Source organism: Niallia sp. MER 6 (assembly GCF_023714395.1).
Taxonomy (GTDB): domain Bacteria; phylum Bacillota; class Bacilli; order Bacillales; family Cytobacillaceae; genus Niallia.
On sequence record NZ_JAMAUK010000012.1, the window covers coordinates 86,346 to 103,734 of the forward strand.

The following is a 17,389-nucleotide window of genomic DNA, read 5'->3' on the forward strand; positions in this document are numbered from 1 at the left end:
CTCACTGTCGGGAATGTGCTCGTATAAACTCTGGAGTGATTAATATTAAAATACTCGCCATGATACCTAATAAAGCCCCTAATATAACTCTGTCTTCTGCAGAAGCCTCCACTATCTGCCCTTTTACATAAACATCCTTAATCAAGATAGCCTGCTCGAGACCAAGCTTTTCGTTCTTTAATTCATAAAGAAACCGCTGTTGGTCAACAATCGTATCACTGCTTGCATTTTCTGTCTCTAATGCCTGAATGCTTGATTCAATAATTGTGCTTTTTTCTTCAAAGGAAGACTGATCAAGCTTCATAAAGCCATCAACAATAGTTGTCAGATTGTTTAATGCTTCCTCTTCTGTTTTTCCTGTAAGGCTAAGCACAAGCAGTTTACTAGGCGTAGAGGAGACAGCGAGCTTATCAGTTACCTCCTCTTCCCAAACATCCGGGAGGATTTGTTTAAATGATGCTTCATTTGATAACAAGGAAACAAGCTGATCAGCATTTGTTAAATAGCTGGTTTCATAGTTTCCTAGTTTGATTATCGCTTCTGATGTGTATTCCGACTGTCCGTTGCCTGTGGGCATGAACCAGCCAAGAATCGGCATTGCCACGCAAATAATTAAAATTGCCCATATATATTTCTTCAGTCGGCCAACAATTCGTTTTATGCTATCTTTCATGAGATACAATCCCCTTATCCATTGCTTTAATTCTTTTTTTAAACACTGACAGGACAGAAATGATAAAGCCCATCAATACCCAATGAAAATACAAATTGCTGACTGTGCTGGGACTGATACTGGATGCCATAAAAGCTGCCAGTCCAAGCATGCTTGCCTCTAAAAGCATTTTATATGTCCTGCTGTTTGCCTTTTTGTAGATCCTGTACAATTGGATAAACAGGGAAAGGATAAGCCCTACGTAACCAAGAAGGATAAAAATCCCGAAGTTGCCTGCTATTTCAGCCAGCCAATTATGCGCCTGCTGCACACCTCCCGTAGAAAATACAGGATGGTTTTTTAAGTAATAAGGAATATTCCCTGCTCCTACACCAATACCAAATGTATCAATAATATACTGCTGTATATTTCGTAGCAGATTTATTCTTGCCAAATTGGAGGGCATCGTCTCATCTACTCCATAAAGGTTTGCTTGTGTGAAAGCATGCTGGAATTTCCCTATTAATCTTCCTGAAAACAAGAGGACTGCAATCCCTGCGGCTGAAAAAGCACCGATTAAAAGCAGCTTTTTCAGCTTATCATTGACCAGCAGGAAAACATAAAAACACAGCCCGATTAATACGGAAAGGATACCTGCGCGAGATTGTGTCAAATAGATGACATAAAAGGATAAAACACTCAAAACAAGAGCAGGAATTCGGACCTTTATACTGCTGCCGTTTTTTGCTGCTGCTAAATAGAAAAAGAAAGAAATACTCAAAAATGCAGCAAAGTCATTTTGGTTAAAAAACACTGCTGTCGGATAGCCGATTCTGTATTCGCCAGCACCATAAAGGCTCGAGGTTGGCAGTTGAATATGCAGATAATGGTTCACCAATCCAATGGCCATTAAAAGAAGCGTCATTCCCATCCAAATGACATAAAAGATTATCAGACGGGATACTCTTGTAAATGTGACATTTGCTAAGTAGACGAACAACAAGCCCATCCACATAAGCGACATGTACTTGAATGTTTCGATAATCGATCTTGCCCAAAGCATGGATACTGTTCCATACACAAGCCATATTGCTAAAAACATCCAGATACCTTTAACAGACAAACCATCAAAGTCTTTTTTTAAGCCCTTGTCTGAAATGGCATACATAAAATAAATAAATACTGCAGCAATAAGCAGAATTCTATACAAAAACAAGCTAAAAAAACCAATATTAATGTTGATAATAGACTGATTCAAAAACGTAGTGATGAGAAGGGCATAAACTGCCCCTCTCAACATATCCTCCAGCCCAATAGTCGATTTTAAGTATAAAAAAAGGAGCAGTCCCCCAAAGCCCCCGAGGAGAAGAAGCAGCAGCTTCATATCAAAATTTTGGATCGCATATAAAAGGGAGAGTAATGCCATGACAACAATTAGCGCTCCAATTGTCTGACGAACTAGTTGCTTGCTTTCCATTTACTGTTCAGACCCTTTCTTTCCATTAGTCATTTTGTTCCTTGGAGCATACTCCTTGTAAAAACTAGCGTTTCCTTTAACCCCGTTTCCAAGCTTGTTTGCGGGACCCAATTTAATACATCCAATGTTTTTTGATTGCAAAGAGTGCTGTGCAGAATATCCCCTGGCCTTGCAGCTTGATGCTCTGCTTTTAATTGGATGTCACCAGCCTTGACCATTGTCTCCCATAATTCATTGACCGTAATTTTGGTTTGAGTGGAGATATTTACACAAATATTCCCTTGCGCCTCCATCGCTTTAACATTAGCCTTTGCTACATCCTTTACATAAATGAAGTCCCTTGTTTGTTCGCCGTCTCCAAATATAACAGGTGCTTTTCCTTCAGCTATCTTGTCAGCAAATATAGAGACAACCCCGCCTTCTCCTTTCGCGTCTTGTCTTGGACCATAAACATTGCTGTACCGAAGGATGCTGTATGGCAACTGGTAAAACTTATAAGCCATTTGCAAGTAGCGCTCAACAGTCAGCTTTGTTAACCCATACGGAGACTCAGGCATTGTAGGGTGATCTGTCGTAACAGGCAGAAAATGCGGATTTCCATAAACAGCAGCCGATGAAGCGAATACTATTTTTTTTATGGATGCTTTAATGCCTGCTTTAATGACGTGCAGTGAACCCTTTACATTAACATTTTCATCGTGCAATATATCATGTACTGATTCAGCTACACTTACTTGGGCAGCCTGATGGATAATATATTCCGGATTTAATGATGATATAAAATCAATGCAGGAAGGATCGGTAATATCATAGTCATAGATTTTAATAGGAAGATGGCTAATATTTCGATAATGACCTGTAGTGAAATTATCAACTACAATCACTTCATAATTATTTGCTAATAATTCTTCGACAATATGGGAACCAATGAATCCTGCTCCACCTGTTACAACTGCTCTGCTCATCCTTAATCCCCCTTAATGCTTAATGAAGCTTTGCCTTCATTCCATGCCAGTTTCCGATAGCGTTTTTCCAAGACTTCAGCATTTCTGCCCACATGGAAGTTGTCTTGTACATATTGAAGCAATTGATCCTTAATAATAGGAAGGTCATATTTTTCTGAATGATAGTCCAATACTCTTTCAACAATGCTGTCAACGGACTTTGGCTTAATAAGCAAATGATTGAACTCGCCGAACAAGTCGGGTACCCCGCCTACTGCTGTACAAATAACTGGCACTTTCATAGATATTGCCTCTATGACAACAGTCGGCATCCCTTCCGAATAAGAAGGCAATGCGAATATATCACTTGCCTGCAAGTAATCCTTCACTTTATCATTGCTAATTTGGCCAGGAAGAAACAGCCTTTTTCCATATTGTTCATGCTTTTTTAAATCATCCATTGCAGGGCCATCTCCGACTAAGACAACTGCCATATTTTTTGGCAGTCGGTTAAGACTGTCAGCAAGTTCATACACGCCTTTCTCCTTTACAAGCCTTCCAATAAAGGTAATCAGCTGTTTGTCAGAAGGCAGCTTAAGCTCTTTTCTTACGTTCTCCTTCGGCAATGCTGCAGCCTGAAATCTAGAAAGGTTTATCCCAATAGGGAGAACAAAGCTATCCCTGCCTGTCTTTTCCTTTGCTGCTAGAGCAAGATGTCTTCCGATTGATATCACTTCATCGGCAGAGTGAACAGAGCGCTGAAATGCTTTGTTGGCACTTCTGCTAAAAGCAGGATAAATATGCACATCACTTCCATGCAGTGTTAAAAGCCATGGTTTCTGCAGCTCTTTTGAAATAATATGAGCAGCGCCTCCTGACGGCATCGCAAAATGTGCGTGGATCATATCAAATTGCAGACTTTTGTCTTGGATCGTCTTTAGAATTGCCTTAGCAATTCTCTTGTCCGGCTGTGCCCATCTGAGCTGCCCTGGAAGTGCTCTATAAATCGGCCTATAAACCTTCACTCCCTCTCGTACTTCATAAAACGGCAAAGTTTTGCGCTTATATGTTTTCTTTAACGCTCTTAAAACGGCAGGGTTTTGCGGTGTTGGGCAGATTACCGTTATCTCTAACCCTCGTTTTTTCAAAGCTTGAACCTGTGTTTCATGGAATACCCCATTGCCAGGCTGTTCTTTACTCGGATAAACACTCGTAATCCACAGAATCTTCATGCTTCTCTTCCTTTTACATTTATTTAGCTAACTGGAAATAAAGCATATTAACGAGCATTAGACTCATAATCACTACACTTTCATCTGAATCCAGCTCAAAAAACCTGGTAGGCAAAAACTAGCTTTAGAAACATACTAAAAAGCAGGAACAGCAGACACAATGCTTTAAGCTGGGACTGTTGGTCCAACTTCGCTTAAAACTATGGCAATGTTAAAATCTGCTCATTCCTATGCTTAACTCTTTAGATACGGTCAATTAGCGCGCGCCTTCACCTGTAACCAATACCTTTACTGTTTTCAGCATAATCTTCAGTTCAAGCTTAAACGTCAAATTTGAAATGTACTCAAGATCATACTGAAGTTTTTCACGAGGAGTAATTTCATATCCTCCGCTTACCTGAGCAAGTCCAGTCAAACCTGGTCTTACTGCTAGCCTTTTCGCAAAACCAGGAATCTCACTGTCAAACTGTGCAGTAAAGACTGGTCTTTCCGGCCGCGGACCAACAATAGACATATCTCCTTTTAAAACAGATAACAGCTGAGGAAGCTCGTCTATTCTAGTTTTTCTCATGAAATGACCAACTTTCGTAACACGCGGGTCATTTGCTTCGGCCCATTTAGCGCCTTCCTTTTCGGCATCATTGTGCATAGAGCGAAGCTTTATTAAATTAAAGTAATTTCCGTTTTTTCCAACGCGCTGCTGTATATAAAATGGGGAGCCTGGGCTCTCTAACACAACTAGAATTGCGAAGACAGCAATAATCGGTATTGCTAAAATTAGCCCAACGCTTGCCAGCAGCAGATCCAAACACCTTTTTGTATACAAGTAGTATTCTGCTTCCTTTGGTACAGAGAACTTTTCCCCCTCGACAATGGTGTAATCGTGGTAGATATTAAAGCTCTTTTCACGCATATATTGTCACCTCGTAGACTGTTTATGTGTATTTTGAACCTTTGTGTCAAGTATAGAATGAGATTGTATGGTAATCGTTTAGGGAAAATTAAATATTGGTAAATCTTTGTAAAGACAGTTTTAATATTTAGGAGAAAAAATGCTCTTGCTTTGATGCTGCTTAGCAAAATAGCAGTTTTAGAGGATTTGTTGACGGATGCTAGCGCGGTATTTCGCCAAAGTTCTTCAATATTCTCGAAATTCTAATCACAAAAAAACAGCCTGCATTTTTCATACAGACTGTTTTTTATGATTAATGTTTTGGATTTACTCTTTTTATTACGAGACTGCAAATAAATCCGATTATTGCTACAATCAGTGCAAAAGTAAAGGCACTTTGTACACCTGAAGTTAATGCAGCAGGAATATTAGCAGGGTCCATAGGGTTGCTTACCCCTGCCAGGAAGTTCTTCTGACCAGAAGCCAATATAGATACACCAACTGCTGTACCAATCGCTCCTGCAACTTGCTGTAATGTGTTCATAATCGCTGTACCATCAGGATATAATTGAGGTGGCAGCTGGTTTAAACCATTTGTTTGTGCTGGCATCATAATCATGGATACACCAATCATTAAACAGCTGTGCAGCACGATAATCAGCGCAACTGTTGATGTTGTTGTAATTCCTGTAAAGAACCATAGAACAACTGAACATAGGGCAAGACCTGGAATGACGAGCCATTTTGGTCCATATTTATCAAACAATCTTCCCATCACTGGTGAAAGGAATCCGTTAATTAAACCTCCAGGCAACAACAGTAGTCCTGCTGTAAAGCTTGTTAAACCTAAACCGCCTTGCAGATACATTGGAAGAAGAAGCATCGTAGACAGAATAAGCATCATAGACATGAAGACTAAGATAAGTCCTAAGACGAACATCGGGTATTTAAATGCTCGAAGATTAATCATTGGCTGTTCCATTTTAAACTGACGAATGGAGAAAAGAATAAGTGAAACTACACCTACGATTAGAGAGACAATTACAACTGGGCTTTCCCAGCCGCCTGAATGGTCTCCGCCTTCTCCAGCACTGCTGAAGCCAAATACAATTCCGCCGAATCCTAATGTAGACAAGATAATCGATACTATATCAATTTTCGGTTTTGTTACAGTTGAGACATTTTCCATATAACGAATACCGAACAATAAAGCAAATACTAGAAACGGCAAGGAAATCCAGAAAATCCAATGCCATGTCAGATTTTCAATAATCAAACCAGAAATTGTTGGCCCAGTAGCTGGAGCAAACATAATAACAAGCCCGATCATTCCCATTGCTCCTCCCCTTTTCTCAGGAGGGAAAATTAGCAAAATCGTGTTAAACATTAGCGGCAGCAGCAACGCTGTTCCGACAGCCTGCACAATTCTTGCCACTAATAAAAATTCAAAGGTTGGTGCAAGTGCAGCAATTAGTGTTCCTAATATAGAGAAACTTAATGATGCAAAGAAAAGCTGTCTAGTTTTAAACCATTGCAGCAATAATCCTGAAATCGGGACTAAAATACCCAATGTAAGCAAAAAGCCTGTTGTCAGCCATTGAACTGTTGTCGGCTCAATATTAAAAATAACAATTAAATCATTCAATGCCATATTTAAGGCAGTTTCACTGAACATACCTATAAAACCGGCAATCAAGAAAGAAGTTACGATAGGCAATGTCTTAAATTGCCTTCCTTCCATTCCCTTCCCCTTTACCGCGTCCATATTCATTTCCATAAAAAATCCCCTTTCATCTTTCTTAACATTCTTGTGACAGCAGCTTTGGAAGCTTATCTGCAACAATTCTCATCGGCTTTCCTGATTGCTTTGTTAAGCACAGGACGATGGCTCCTTCTATCATAGAATTGATAAGTATACTTAAATCTGCAGCCTCTTCAGCAGAAAATCCGCTTTCCTTAAGCTTTTCTGCATATACAGCTTGCCATTTCTCGAAAGTCACTAAGCAAGTCTTTCTAATTGGCTCACATGTCGACGCTGTTTCTGACGCTATAAGTCCGATTGGCATTCCGTGTATGCTTTCCTTCTTGTCAAAATCAGCAGCGATTTCATTGATATGCAATTGAAATGCTGTTATTGCGTCGTTGACGGAAAACAGAATATCCTTTGTCTTCTGCAACAGCACATTTTCTGTATATTTTATTGCCTCTATTGCTAATTCCTCTTTACCACTAGGGAAATAGTAATAAAGTGATCCCTTTGGTGTATTGCTCTCTGCAATAATCTGATTCAAGCCAGTTCCATAATAGCCTTGAATCTGGAATAAGCGAGAGGCAGTCTCTAGGATCAACTCACGAGTGTTCCCCTTTTCACCCAAGCTCATATCCTCCTTAGGAAAAATTATAACGATTGGTCTATATAAAGGTAATTCTGTAAACGGTTACTTGTCAACTGCTTTTTTAAATAAAAAATCACATAAAAAAATAAGCCCTTTTTTCCTGAAAAAAGGGCTACTCTTTTAATTTACCTCTATATCTCCATTATTTGTTTTTAATCTTATCTTATACTCACCATCACCGAAGATTACATTAGAATTGGCTTGCTTAAAAATTTCAATATCCCCATTATCTGTTTCTGCACTTATGTTAGCATTTTCTGGTTCCTTCTCTGCTGTTACGGAGATTTCGCCGTTGTTTGTTTGTAATTGTATATCCTGATTTAATGCGCTTGCGTTCAATTCAATTCTTCCATTGATTGTTTTTCCATCGATTTCCCCTGAGACATTATCCAACTGAATTCTTCCATTAGAAGAGTCTGCCTTAACTGTTTCTGCAGTTATATTTGCCAATTCCAGACGGCCGTTTGCTGTATGGAGCACAACTTCTCTTGAAGACAACTCTGTCATTTTTATCCTGCCGTTTTTAATATCTGCTATCATGCTGGCATATTGTTTCTCCGGCAAGTACAAATCTAAGCTAAGCTCACTGTCCCCAAATAAGCTCATTGGAATAAGCTGATGTCCTTTTTCCTTTAATATCACTTTAAGTTTATTGCTTTCAACTTCTGCTGAATAATTCAATTCTCTATTTCCTCTTTTTGTTCCCGATAGCTGAACATAAGCTGAAGACTCTTGTATTGGATGAATTTCAATTGCAGCGTTATCTGCTGAAATTTCCACATGCTCAAAGTTATTGCTTTCTATTACTTTTCTCTCATTCAAATCAAATTTTTCTGCACTATGTTTATAGGTGGCTAGACTGCCAATCAGTCCAATCACAAGCAAAACTGCTCCAGCCCACAGTAACTTTCGTTTGTTCATTACTTGATGCCTCCTTTAACTAATGCTGTATTGAATGAAATATAACGGACAAAGCCGTGCATAAACCATTTTGTTATCCCTTGCATCCCTACAAATAGCAATAAACCAGCTCCACAGTAGACAAAGGATAAAAACCATTCAAAAAGATCAAAGGAACTTCCAAAAAGATTGTTAAGAAGAACGAGAAGCGGAGTACTGATGCCGGCAATGCTTACAGCCCAGCCAGCTAATATAACACCAACAAGCGCAATAAACGGACCTAACACAATGATGATATTAAAGAAGCTCAACCCAATCACCGCCCATACTGCCCGCATAACATTTCCAGCTGTTTGAGCACCCTTAGCATTTTCAAGGTGGTAATTGGCAAGTATTTCTTTTGCCAGCAATTTTGGTGATCCTAAAGAAGCAGCAATCTCGTTCTCTGCTTTGCCTTCTTCGATTCCAAATTGGAAATGCTCCTCGTAATCATGCAATATCTCTTGTTTTTCCTTACCATTTAAATCCTTCAGTAACACAGACAGTTCCTTTATAAATTGATCTTTATTCATCACTAGCACCTTCTTTAATTAAAGTATCAACACCGTCTCTGAATTGTTGCCATTCACTAAGTAATGTTTGGAGATATTCCCTGCCTTTTTCAGTAAGCTTGTAATATTTTCTTGGAGGGCCTTCTGTAGATTCTTGGAGGTAGGTTGAAAAGTATTCTTCTTTCGTCAACCTTCTTAACAGCGGGTAAACAGAGCCTTCTGATATTTCGATCTGATCAGAAATTTTTTGAACAAGCTCATATCCGTACCTGTCTTGTTTATCAAGCAGAACAAGAACACAAAGCTCAAGGACTCCCTTTTTAAATTGGACGTTCAATTACAGATCTCCTTTCTTTTAGTACTATACAATGAACAGTACTGGTCTTTGATTAATAATATAACACCATCTACTGTTCAATGCAAAGTACTGATTAATACTTTTTTCAAAAAAAGTGCTCCTTTGCCATCTGGCGAAAGGAGCCTTTTATCTTATTATTTGATTTTATTGATTTTGTCTCTAAATTCCCAGAAGCCTGGGATATTATCTAAATCATATAGCTGAATGCATTTCATTAACAGCATTTTCAATTCTTGTGAGAGATCATCTTGTTCATTAGGGGAAGTATATTGGACTGCTTTGTTCAACTTTGGTTCAAACATCTCTATCACTTCTTCTAATGCATCCTTGTTAATCTTCGACTCTTTTACTAATGAATATAATGTGGCCATCATCCATTTTCCTTTCCTTCTTCCGTCCTTTTTGTCAGCTCTTTTCCCAACCGTTCAAGCTTTTTATCAATTCTTAATAACAGATATATAGAAACACTCACCGGAAATGCGTAATTGCTTACAATTGTCATCCATTGCGTCAAGTCTCCAATACTCATCGTCTATAATCCTCCTTTTTTTGGGCCATATAGCTGTATATCCTTTGCAAAGCTTTTTGATGGCACTTCGACACATATTGCTGGCTTTTTTGGATCACCTCCGCTATCTCTGTATCATTGAGCTTCTTAATATAAGCAAAATAGAGAACGGTCTTTTGGGAGTCAGACAGTGATTGTATTGCATCATAAAGTAAAGGATCAGCTATATATTCAGAAATGCTTTCCCGAATTCCCTCCCTTTCTGCATATGCTTCCAAATTTGCATTCCTATCTTCCATTCTGTCTTTATGCGTCCTACCATCTTCTGTTTCAGCGTCCAATAACAAAGGATATCTGTTTGCATAGAGCCTTTGCTTCCTATGAAAATTTAATGTGCTAAAATGTATGGAAGAGGAGATATAGGACGTGAACCGAATCGTAAAATAATACTTTTTAAACGCTTCATCTAAATTTTCTTTGTTTTCTTTAGAAGGATAACAAACAGCGTCGGCAAACAGCTTAAAGTGACCCTTTTCCCGTAAAAAACCTTGTACAATTGTATTTCCCATAAATTCTTTGTTCTCTTCTATAAACCTTTTCAATCCATTAACAGATTCCTCACACATGATTAGCACCTCCTAAAAGGAACGTACGTTCTGTTTTTAGTGTAAAAAAAGGGACTAACTCGCATTAGCCACTTTCTTATTATAACATATCCTTCCATGAACGAATTTCATCAATCTTTCCTCCTCTATATAATAAAGAAAGATTTCTTGAAAAAATAACAACCTATTTATAAAAATTTTATTAGAGGACTGGTTTAAATTGTAATTCAATTGTAAATTGTACATTATTCTTATCCTCTTCTACATTAGTGATAATCCAGTTTTTTGCTATATTTTTCGATAAAGCCTGGTAGTCTTCACGTGATAGCATAAATACTCCAAGCACTTCTCCCTTATCCTTAAAATCTTTGCCCTCAGCCAAACCAAATTTAAACAGCAAGTATCTTTTTAATGTCCCTTTTGTTAAAAATGCAATCTCATAATTGCCTCTAAGCAGCTGTTCCACTTTTTCCTTTTTATCATGAAAATAAGAGAAAAGCGTTTCCCAATCTGGAAGTCCCTTGCCAAACTCTCGAAAGAAATCAATATTCCCCTTATTTAGAGCCTCAAGTATTTCCTCATTGCTGTATCCTCTGCTTTTGACCTGTTCAATCATTAATGCGTAATTTAAAGCCACCTTCTCTGCCATTTCCCGAATCCCCCTTATTCTGAAAAATAGTTATATTCTAATTTTTCCACTACACTAATTATAAAATAATCTTGTCAGGAGTTGAAATGATAGTGTTTAAACACTTTATTTCTTTTAGCCTTGCAATGAATACCCGATTGGTCAGCCAACAAGAAGCTACCCATTATGTAGAAAAAAATTTGTTCACATACAAATCTGCCAAGAACATGATTTTCTTAAGAAACAGATACGTTAATTATTTAGTGCATCAATTTCCTCAGATTAACGGCTCATTATAATATATTCCTGACAAAAGAAAAACAGTCTAGCTGCTAACAAGCATATTGCTTGGCAAAATCGGCTAAACTATTCTAATCTAAGTGGTGAAAATCAAAGCGTCATTATTGGAAAGAAAAAAAAGGGAGATGGTATGATGAAGATTACCTATCACGGACAATCAACTATTGTAATTGAAGCAAATGGAAAATCACTTATTATTGATCCTTTCATCAGTGGAAACCCAGCAGCTAAAGTGAAAGTGGATGATATTAAGGTTGATGCTGTGCTATTAACACATGCTCATGGAGATCATATTCTAGATGCAGCACCAATCTCCAAAGCAAATAATGCACCAATTGTTGCTATACCTGAATTGGCTGCATACATGTCCTGGCAAGGCGCCGAGACAATCGGAATGAATATTGGCGGCACATTAGATTTACAGTTTGCCAAAGCGAAGATGACACATGCATTTCACAGCTCTGGTATCATTGATGAAGAAAACAAAAATATTCTTTATGGCGGCATGCCTGCTGGATTCGTCATTGAGGCAGAAGGAAAAACGATTCTTCATGCTGGTGACACAGGCCTTTTTGGAGACATGAAGATTATTGGCGACAGACATGATATCGATATCGCATTCCTCCCAATTGGCGATCACTATACAATGGGACCTGAAGATGCTGTGCTGGCTGCAGAATGGTATAAGGCGGATTTAATCATACCTATTCATTACAATACTTTCCCAGCTATCGAACAAGATGGAGATGCCTTCGTAAAGGCGCTAAAAGACCGCGGTATTAAAGGCAAAGTCCTTCAGATTGGTGAAAGCATCGAATTGTAAAATACAAAAAGAGGATGTCCTTAAGACATCCTCTTTTCATTAAGCTAAATTGCCAGCATGGTTTGCTTCCCACTCAGCAATTTCTTTCACTCTTGCTTCCACTTGTTCTGGTGTAAGGTCATGTGCTTTTACATAAAGGTTTCTTGAATGTGTACGGCACTCATGACTGCAGCTCTTCATGAACTTCTCTTCATTTTCAGGTGAGCAAAGAATTTTTCTGTTGCATTCTGGGTTTGCACAGTTCACATAACGCTCACATGGTTCACCAGTAAAGTAGTCTTTACCTACTACTACATTCTCGACTCTGTTAACTGGAACACTAATTCGTTGGTCGAATACATAGCATTGGCCATCCCAAAGCTTACCTTGCACCTCTGGATCTTTACCGTATGTTACGATACCACCGTCAAGCTGTGATACATCATCAAAGCCTTCGCGCTTAAGCCAGCCTGAGAATTTCTCACAACGCACGCCGCCTGTGCAATAAGTCAGGATTTTCTTTCCTTCTAGCATTTCACGGTTGTCTTGAATCCATTGAGGTAATTCCCGGAATGTTTCAATTTCAGGTTTAATTGCTCCTCTGAAATGACCTAAGTCAAACTCATAGTCATTGCGGGCATCAATAATTACGGCATTAGGATCCTGCATTTGTTCCAGCCACTCAGCTGGTTTTAGATGGTTTCCAGTTAACTCCAACGGATTAACATCATCTTCAAGACTTAAGTTTACCAATTCTTTTTTATGACGCACATGCATTTTCTTGAAAGCATGTCCCTCTTCTTCGTCTATTTTAAAGACAGTGTCTGCAAAACGAGGGTCTTTTCTCATTGCCTCGATATACTTATCAGTCTGTTCAACTGTACCAGATACCGTACCATTAATTCCTTCTGATGATACAAGAATACGTCCCAACAAACCTAGCTCCTTACAAAAAGCTAAATGTTCGCTAGTGAATTCTTCTGGGTTCTCAATAGTTGCATATTTATAGTAAAGAAGTACTCTATATGGTTTTTCGCTCATTATTTCAACATCCTGTTCTATACAAATTTATTAACATATATTTAACTATACAATAAAAGTGAAAACAGTAAAAACTCATTGCTCACTTGCTAAATCCACTATGAAGAATTTTAGAACAAACAAAAGGAGACTCCAATTATGAAATCCCCTCTTGCTTATGTGTACTTATTATTATAGTAAATTTCAACTAAAATAGAAAGGGCTACTTTTTTCCATGGACGAAATTTGTCGATTTCTCTTCATTAATTACTATCGCACTCTTTTTTAAAGGAAGCTGTGGAGGCTTTTTAAGCTTCGTAAAAAGAATACAGCCCAGGATAACGACAAGGCTTCCAATAACCTGCATCCAGCTCCATTTCTCATGCAAAAATACAGACGCCAGCACAGCCGTAAAGATTGGGTTGAAATTAAGGAACAGCCCTGCTTCTGTAGCACCGAGTTTTTGTACGCCGATATTCCAAAGCACCATACAAATGACTGTTGAAACAACACCGGTATAAAGGATGGATACCATGAAGGAAACATTGAATTCTGTGATTGAAAAATCAGCTGCATTAAATGGCAAGAGCAGAACAACACCGATTGCTCCAGAAAAAAAGGTGGCCATCAGCGGTGATGTTTTTTGCATTGCCCACCTGCTGCACACAGAGTAAAGCCCCCAAATGCATACCGCTCCCATCATATATAAATCTCCTTTGTTAAAGCGTAAATCTAATAACTGACTTAAAGAACCTTCTGTTAGTACAACAAGAACTCCAGAGAAGGACAAAAGCATGGCAGCCATTTGCCAGCTATTGATTTTTTCCTTCAATAAAAGAAAGGAAAACAGCGCAATAGAGATTGTATTTAATGTTGAGATTAAACCTACATTGCTGGCTGAAGTATATTCTAATGCCTGAAATTGCAATAGATTAAAAGCAGCTACTCCTGTCAGACCCATAAGGAATAAAGGCAGCAATGCAGCTTTTGGCGGAATCAATCTTTGTTCTCGTTTCCAAATAATCGGCAACAGACAGATAACAGCAAGCGCCCACCTTAAGCTTGTCAGTGTTGCAGGCGAAGCATGCCCAACAAGAAATTTGCCTAAAACAAAATTCCCTCCAAATAAAAAGCTTGTGATCAACAGAAACACATACGGCATACAAACAACTCCTTCAAGCACAAAGTTAGAAATTTCTTGTTAATATCGTATCACCGCACCTTTTAAAACGATATAAAATTCTGTATAATGCAATAAATACAAAACTTTCATATTTATTTTGCGATTTTACCGAATTTTATAAAGAAGTGTACTGATTTTTGCAGCAGAATCAGAATAAAAGAAAGGCAGGTTACATTTATGGAATCCATTGTTCATAAAGTGCTCGATTCGGTTGATATTACTTTATTAGATTTATTGCAAAAAAACGCCGCTATTTCCAACGCCGAGCTTGCTAAACTCGTTAATTTATCTCCTCCAGCCACACATGCCCGCATTAAGCGACTTGAAAAGGAGGGATTTATCGAGAGGCATGTGGCAATCTTGAATCATAAAAAATTAGGGTTTGATTTGTTATGCTATATTTTCATTTCGACTAATATCCACCAAGAGGAAGCTATTGCAGAGCTTGAAGGTGTGTTAAGCAGTATGGAGGAAATATTGGAATGTCATTGTTTAACAGGAGAGTATGACTATTTGTTGAAGGTTGCCAATAAAGATACAGGTGGATTAGAGAGCTTTATCAAGAAGCTGAATAAACTTGGCATCTCCAAAATAAATACCAGCCTTGCCCTAAGAGAAATAAAATCCTCTACGGTCCTGCCGATTTGATAAAGCTTCAGAGACACTCTGTGCCTTTAGTTGTTTAATGAAGCAAATATTGTTATAAAAAAAGAAACCTCTATTATAAATAGAGGTTTCTTTGCTTATTTATTAAAAGGGTTCATCTATTGCCTTAACTGTAAAATGGAGGGCGCATCCATATTTGGACTGCTTAAAAACATTCTCTAAATGCTTCTTTGTTTCATGGATTGGCAGCAATGTATGCACCTTGACGTCAGCCTTTATTCTGCTTGATTGCTCCACATATGTGGACACCCTGCTGTCTTGGTAGCCCTCAAAAAAATCCTTTATAAATTTAATCTGCCCACAGTAGAACTCAATTGTATATTCGTTCATTTTCTTACGCGGACTTCTCCGAATCGCTAGAGACATTGTTATCAGCAGCTGCTTTGTTTGCTGCCATTACAAATGGAATATAAATAAGTGTTGAGACAGCCAGGCAAACAAAGCCGATAACTAATGCAAGCCAGTTTCCTCCTGTGCCTAAGAATGCGATCAGCGGACCTGGAGTCGTCCATGGCACAGAGTACGCAATTGGCGGAATTAAGCCAGTCACAATAGCAGCATAGCCTATGATAATGTTCACGGCAGGAACCAATATGAATGGCAAAATCAAAATCGGGTTTAACACGACCGGTAAACCGAAAATGACAGGTTCATTAATATTGAATAATCCTGGAGCAATCGATAGCTTGCCGATATCTCGGTAATCCTTCCGTTTAGCGACGATAAATATCGCAATCAATAAACCTAATGTCATCCCTGAACCACCATAGTTAGCAAAGGCATCATTTATTGCCCAAGTAACAGGATATGGTGCTCCCCATGCCGAACCATGTTCTGCCACATAGTTCAAGTTCTCTAGACCTGCTTCTGCAAACATAGCCTCACGAATAGCAGCAATCGTGTTTGGACCATGAATCCCAAATACCCATAAAAGGTTAGAGACAATTGCCAAAATAACAAGTGAGAAAATATTAGTGCCCAAATGCTTTAGCGGTGTTTGAATTACTGCATAAATGAACTCATGCAGGCCTTTCGGATAAAAGGCATTGATGATAGCGTTCCCAACTGCGAACACTACAGTAATAATAATGATCGGGAACAGCACCTTAAAGGACCTGGCAACAGCAGGCGGGACAGATGCTGGCATATTAATCTGCAATTTCTTTGACTTGGAAAGCACACTGAAAAACTCACCGACAATCAAACCAACTATAATGGCAACGAAAAGACCTTGGGCCCCTACCCACTGTGTAGTCAGGAAGTTAGTTCCTTCAACAGCCGTATATGGCGGATAAATAATAAAGAATGTAGATAATGCCGTCAAGCCGCTCAGCAGTTCATCTGCTTTAAGCGAAATTGCCATATTCCTTGCCACTAGAAAGACGATAAACATAGAAAGAATATTCGTCGATCCATTTAGGACAGGGGAAAAGACTGCTTGTAAATCTGCTAAGCCAGGGAACAGCTTGTGAAGAAACAGTATTTTTGCAATAAACCCATCTGGCGCCAATACAGCGAAATTGAGCAAAACGATAAGTGAACCAGCTAACGTAATCGGAAATGATAAAATGAATGCATCGCGAATTGCTACAATATGTCGCTGTGAGTTCAGTTTAGAGGCAACTGGCACCAAAGCCTTCTCAGCAAATTTTTCAAAATTAGCCATAAAACCCATAAGTTACTCCCCCTATTAATATATAATTCTTCCACCCTTTAGATGAAGAATTTGTTTGATTAGGCAATGGGTGTAAATTCATGCTGTACAGGAGGTCTTGCCTGATCTTTTTCTCTTTGTAAGCTGCTGATTACAGCAGCTCAAGTGCTCTTTCTAAAACGGCTTTCCCATTCATCGTTCCATATGCTCGCATGTCAATTACCTCGACGGGAACTCTGCCTGCGATAATGGATTCCACCTGCGGTTTCTGATATCTTACCTGCGGGCCAAGCAGCACCACATCAACCTGATCTGCTACGCTTTGGCATTCTGAAACAGGCAATGCAAATATCTCGATACTTACCCCTTTTTCCTCTGCTGCATCCTTCATTTTATTGACTAAGAGACTTGTAGACATCCCTGCTGCACAAACTAATAACAGTTTTTTCATTATGAACCCCTCCAGATATTTTTTCTTTAACCTATCTAGGTTTTGTTAACTCCTCCTTAAATTGTATTGTATACGCTTTCATTTATTAATCAATATAATTTAGATACTTAGATTTTTGTTTCAATTTGTGGAAATTGTTTCAATTATGGCACATGTTGTTTTATATTTAT

General features: G+C 38.6%; 21 protein-coding genes. 2 read left to right on the forward strand and 19 right to left on the reverse strand.

The features are described from left to right. Position 1: 1 nt before the first annotated feature. The 14 genes from M3600_RS15855 to M3600_RS15920 all read right to left on the reverse strand — a co-directional run bounded on the left by M3600_RS15855 (position 2) and on the right by M3600_RS15920 (position 11,164). Positions 2–673, reverse strand: coding sequence for a hypothetical protein (locus M3600_RS15855; RefSeq protein WP_233316862.1), 672 nt, complete (start codon positions 671–673; stop codon positions 2–4). Continuing rightward, positions 663–2,129, reverse strand: a complete 1,467-nt coding sequence (gene tuaE, locus M3600_RS15860; protein ID WP_251646662.1) for a teichuronic acid biosynthesis protein TuaE — start codon at positions 2,127–2,129, stop codon at positions 663–665. Before tuaE ends, M3600_RS15855 begins: the two co-directional genes overlap by 11 nt. A gap of 29 nt (positions 2,130–2,158) precedes the next feature. Next, complete coding sequence (locus M3600_RS15865; RefSeq protein ID WP_237940560.1) at positions 2,159–3,094, reverse strand: NAD-dependent epimerase/dehydratase family protein; 936 nt, start codon at positions 3,092–3,094, stop codon at positions 2,159–2,161. 2 nt (positions 3,095–3,096) lie between these two features. Next, positions 3,097–4,305, reverse strand: coding sequence for a teichuronic acid biosynthesis protein TuaC (gene tuaC / locus M3600_RS15870; protein ID WP_251646664.1), 1,209 nt, complete (start codon positions 4,303–4,305; stop codon positions 3,097–3,099). A 256-nt stretch (positions 4,306–4,561) separates the two neighbouring features. Next, the gene (locus M3600_RS15875; protein ID WP_233316858.1) at positions 4,562–5,218 is read right to left on the reverse strand and encodes a sugar transferase; all 657 of its coding nucleotides are present in this window, start codon (positions 5,216–5,218) and stop codon (positions 4,562–4,564) included. 292 nt (positions 5,219–5,510) lie between these two features. After that, a complete protein-coding gene (gene lmr(B), locus M3600_RS15880) occupies positions 5,511–6,938 on the reverse strand; it encodes a lincomycin efflux MFS transporter Lmr(B) (RefSeq protein ID WP_233316935.1) in 1,428 nt (475 codons plus the stop codon). A gap of 58 nt (positions 6,939–6,996) precedes the next feature. Beyond that, a complete protein-coding gene (locus M3600_RS15885; protein WP_233316857.1) occupies positions 6,997–7,572 on the reverse strand; it encodes a TetR/AcrR family transcriptional regulator in 576 nt (191 codons plus the stop codon). 141 nt (positions 7,573–7,713) lie between these two features. Further along, positions 7,714–8,514, reverse strand: coding sequence for a DUF4097 family beta strand repeat-containing protein (locus tag M3600_RS15890; protein ID WP_251646666.1), 801 nt, complete (start codon positions 8,512–8,514; stop codon positions 7,714–7,716). Beyond that, positions 8,514–9,065 carry an HAAS signaling domain-containing protein gene (locus tag M3600_RS15895; protein WP_251646668.1) on the reverse strand — a complete coding sequence of 184 codons (552 nt, stop codon included), beginning with the start codon at positions 9,063–9,065 and terminating at the stop codon, positions 8,514–8,516. The genes M3600_RS15890 and M3600_RS15895 overlap by 1 nt, the downstream gene beginning before the upstream one ends. Next, positions 9,058–9,381: a PadR family transcriptional regulator gene (locus M3600_RS15900; protein WP_233316854.1), complete on the reverse strand. Its 324-nt coding sequence runs from the start codon at positions 9,379–9,381 to the stop codon at positions 9,058–9,060. Before M3600_RS15900 ends, M3600_RS15895 begins: the two co-directional genes overlap by 8 nt. 155 nt (positions 9,382–9,536) lie before the next feature. Further along, positions 9,537–9,776: a helix-turn-helix domain-containing protein gene (locus tag M3600_RS15905; RefSeq protein ID WP_233316853.1), complete on the reverse strand. Its 240-nt coding sequence runs from the start codon at positions 9,774–9,776 to the stop codon at positions 9,537–9,539. Continuing rightward, entirely contained in the window at positions 9,773–9,931 is a 159-nt protein-coding gene (locus tag M3600_RS15910; RefSeq protein ID WP_233316852.1) for a YvrJ family protein, read from the reverse strand. The genes M3600_RS15905 and M3600_RS15910 overlap by 4 nt, the downstream gene beginning before the upstream one ends. Then, positions 9,928–10,536 carry a sigma factor-like helix-turn-helix DNA-binding protein gene (locus M3600_RS15915; protein ID WP_233316851.1) on the reverse strand — a complete coding sequence of 203 codons (609 nt, stop codon included), beginning with the start codon at positions 10,534–10,536 and terminating at the stop codon, positions 9,928–9,930. The genes M3600_RS15910 and M3600_RS15915 overlap by 4 nt, the downstream gene beginning before the upstream one ends. A 181-nt stretch (positions 10,537–10,717) precedes the next feature. Then, positions 10,718–11,164, reverse strand: a complete 447-nt coding sequence (locus M3600_RS15920) for a hypothetical protein (RefSeq protein ID WP_237940557.1) — start codon at positions 11,162–11,164, stop codon at positions 10,718–10,720. 409 nt (positions 11,165–11,573) lie between these two features. On the opposite strand from M3600_RS15920, the gene M3600_RS15925 reads away from it, so the two are divergent. Next, positions 11,574–12,266 (forward strand): metal-dependent hydrolase, encoded by a 693-nt coding sequence (locus tag M3600_RS15925; RefSeq protein ID WP_233316849.1) that lies wholly within the window; start codon positions 11,574–11,576, stop codon positions 12,264–12,266. Positions 12,267–12,305: 39 nt separating this feature from the next. Here M3600_RS15925 and trhO read toward each other — a convergent pair whose 3' ends face one another. After that, positions 12,306–13,286, reverse strand: a complete 981-nt coding sequence (gene trhO, locus M3600_RS15930) for an oxygen-dependent tRNA uridine(34) hydroxylase TrhO (protein ID WP_233316848.1) — start codon at positions 13,284–13,286, stop codon at positions 12,306–12,308. A gap of 202 nt (positions 13,287–13,488) precedes the next feature. Beyond that, a complete protein-coding gene (locus M3600_RS15935) occupies positions 13,489–14,427 on the reverse strand; it encodes a DMT family transporter (RefSeq protein ID WP_251646670.1) in 939 nt (312 codons plus the stop codon). 198 nt (positions 14,428–14,625) lie between these two features. Between M3600_RS15935 and M3600_RS15940 the strand changes: the two genes are divergently transcribed. Next, positions 14,626–15,096 carry an Lrp/AsnC family transcriptional regulator gene (locus M3600_RS15940; protein ID WP_233316846.1) on the forward strand — a complete coding sequence of 157 codons (471 nt, stop codon included), beginning with the start codon at positions 14,626–14,628 and terminating at the stop codon, positions 15,094–15,096. Positions 15,097–15,198: 102 nt separating this feature from the next. Here the strand turns inward: M3600_RS15940 and M3600_RS15945 are convergent, their stop codons facing one another. The 3 genes from M3600_RS15945 to M3600_RS15955 form a co-directional block, all read right to left on the reverse strand. After that, complete coding sequence (locus M3600_RS15945) at positions 15,199–15,444, reverse strand: hypothetical protein (protein ID WP_233316845.1); 246 nt, start codon at positions 15,442–15,444, stop codon at positions 15,199–15,201. Positions 15,445–15,448: 4 nt separating this feature from the next. Then, entirely contained in the window at positions 15,449–16,789 is a 1,341-nt protein-coding gene (locus M3600_RS15950) for a PTS sugar transporter subunit IIC (RefSeq protein WP_233316844.1), read from the reverse strand. A 130-nt stretch (positions 16,790–16,919) separates the two neighbouring features. After that, a complete protein-coding gene (locus tag M3600_RS15955; RefSeq protein ID WP_233316843.1) occupies positions 16,920–17,219 on the reverse strand; it encodes a PTS sugar transporter subunit IIB in 300 nt (99 codons plus the stop codon). Positions 17,220–17,389 lie beyond the last annotated feature (170 nt).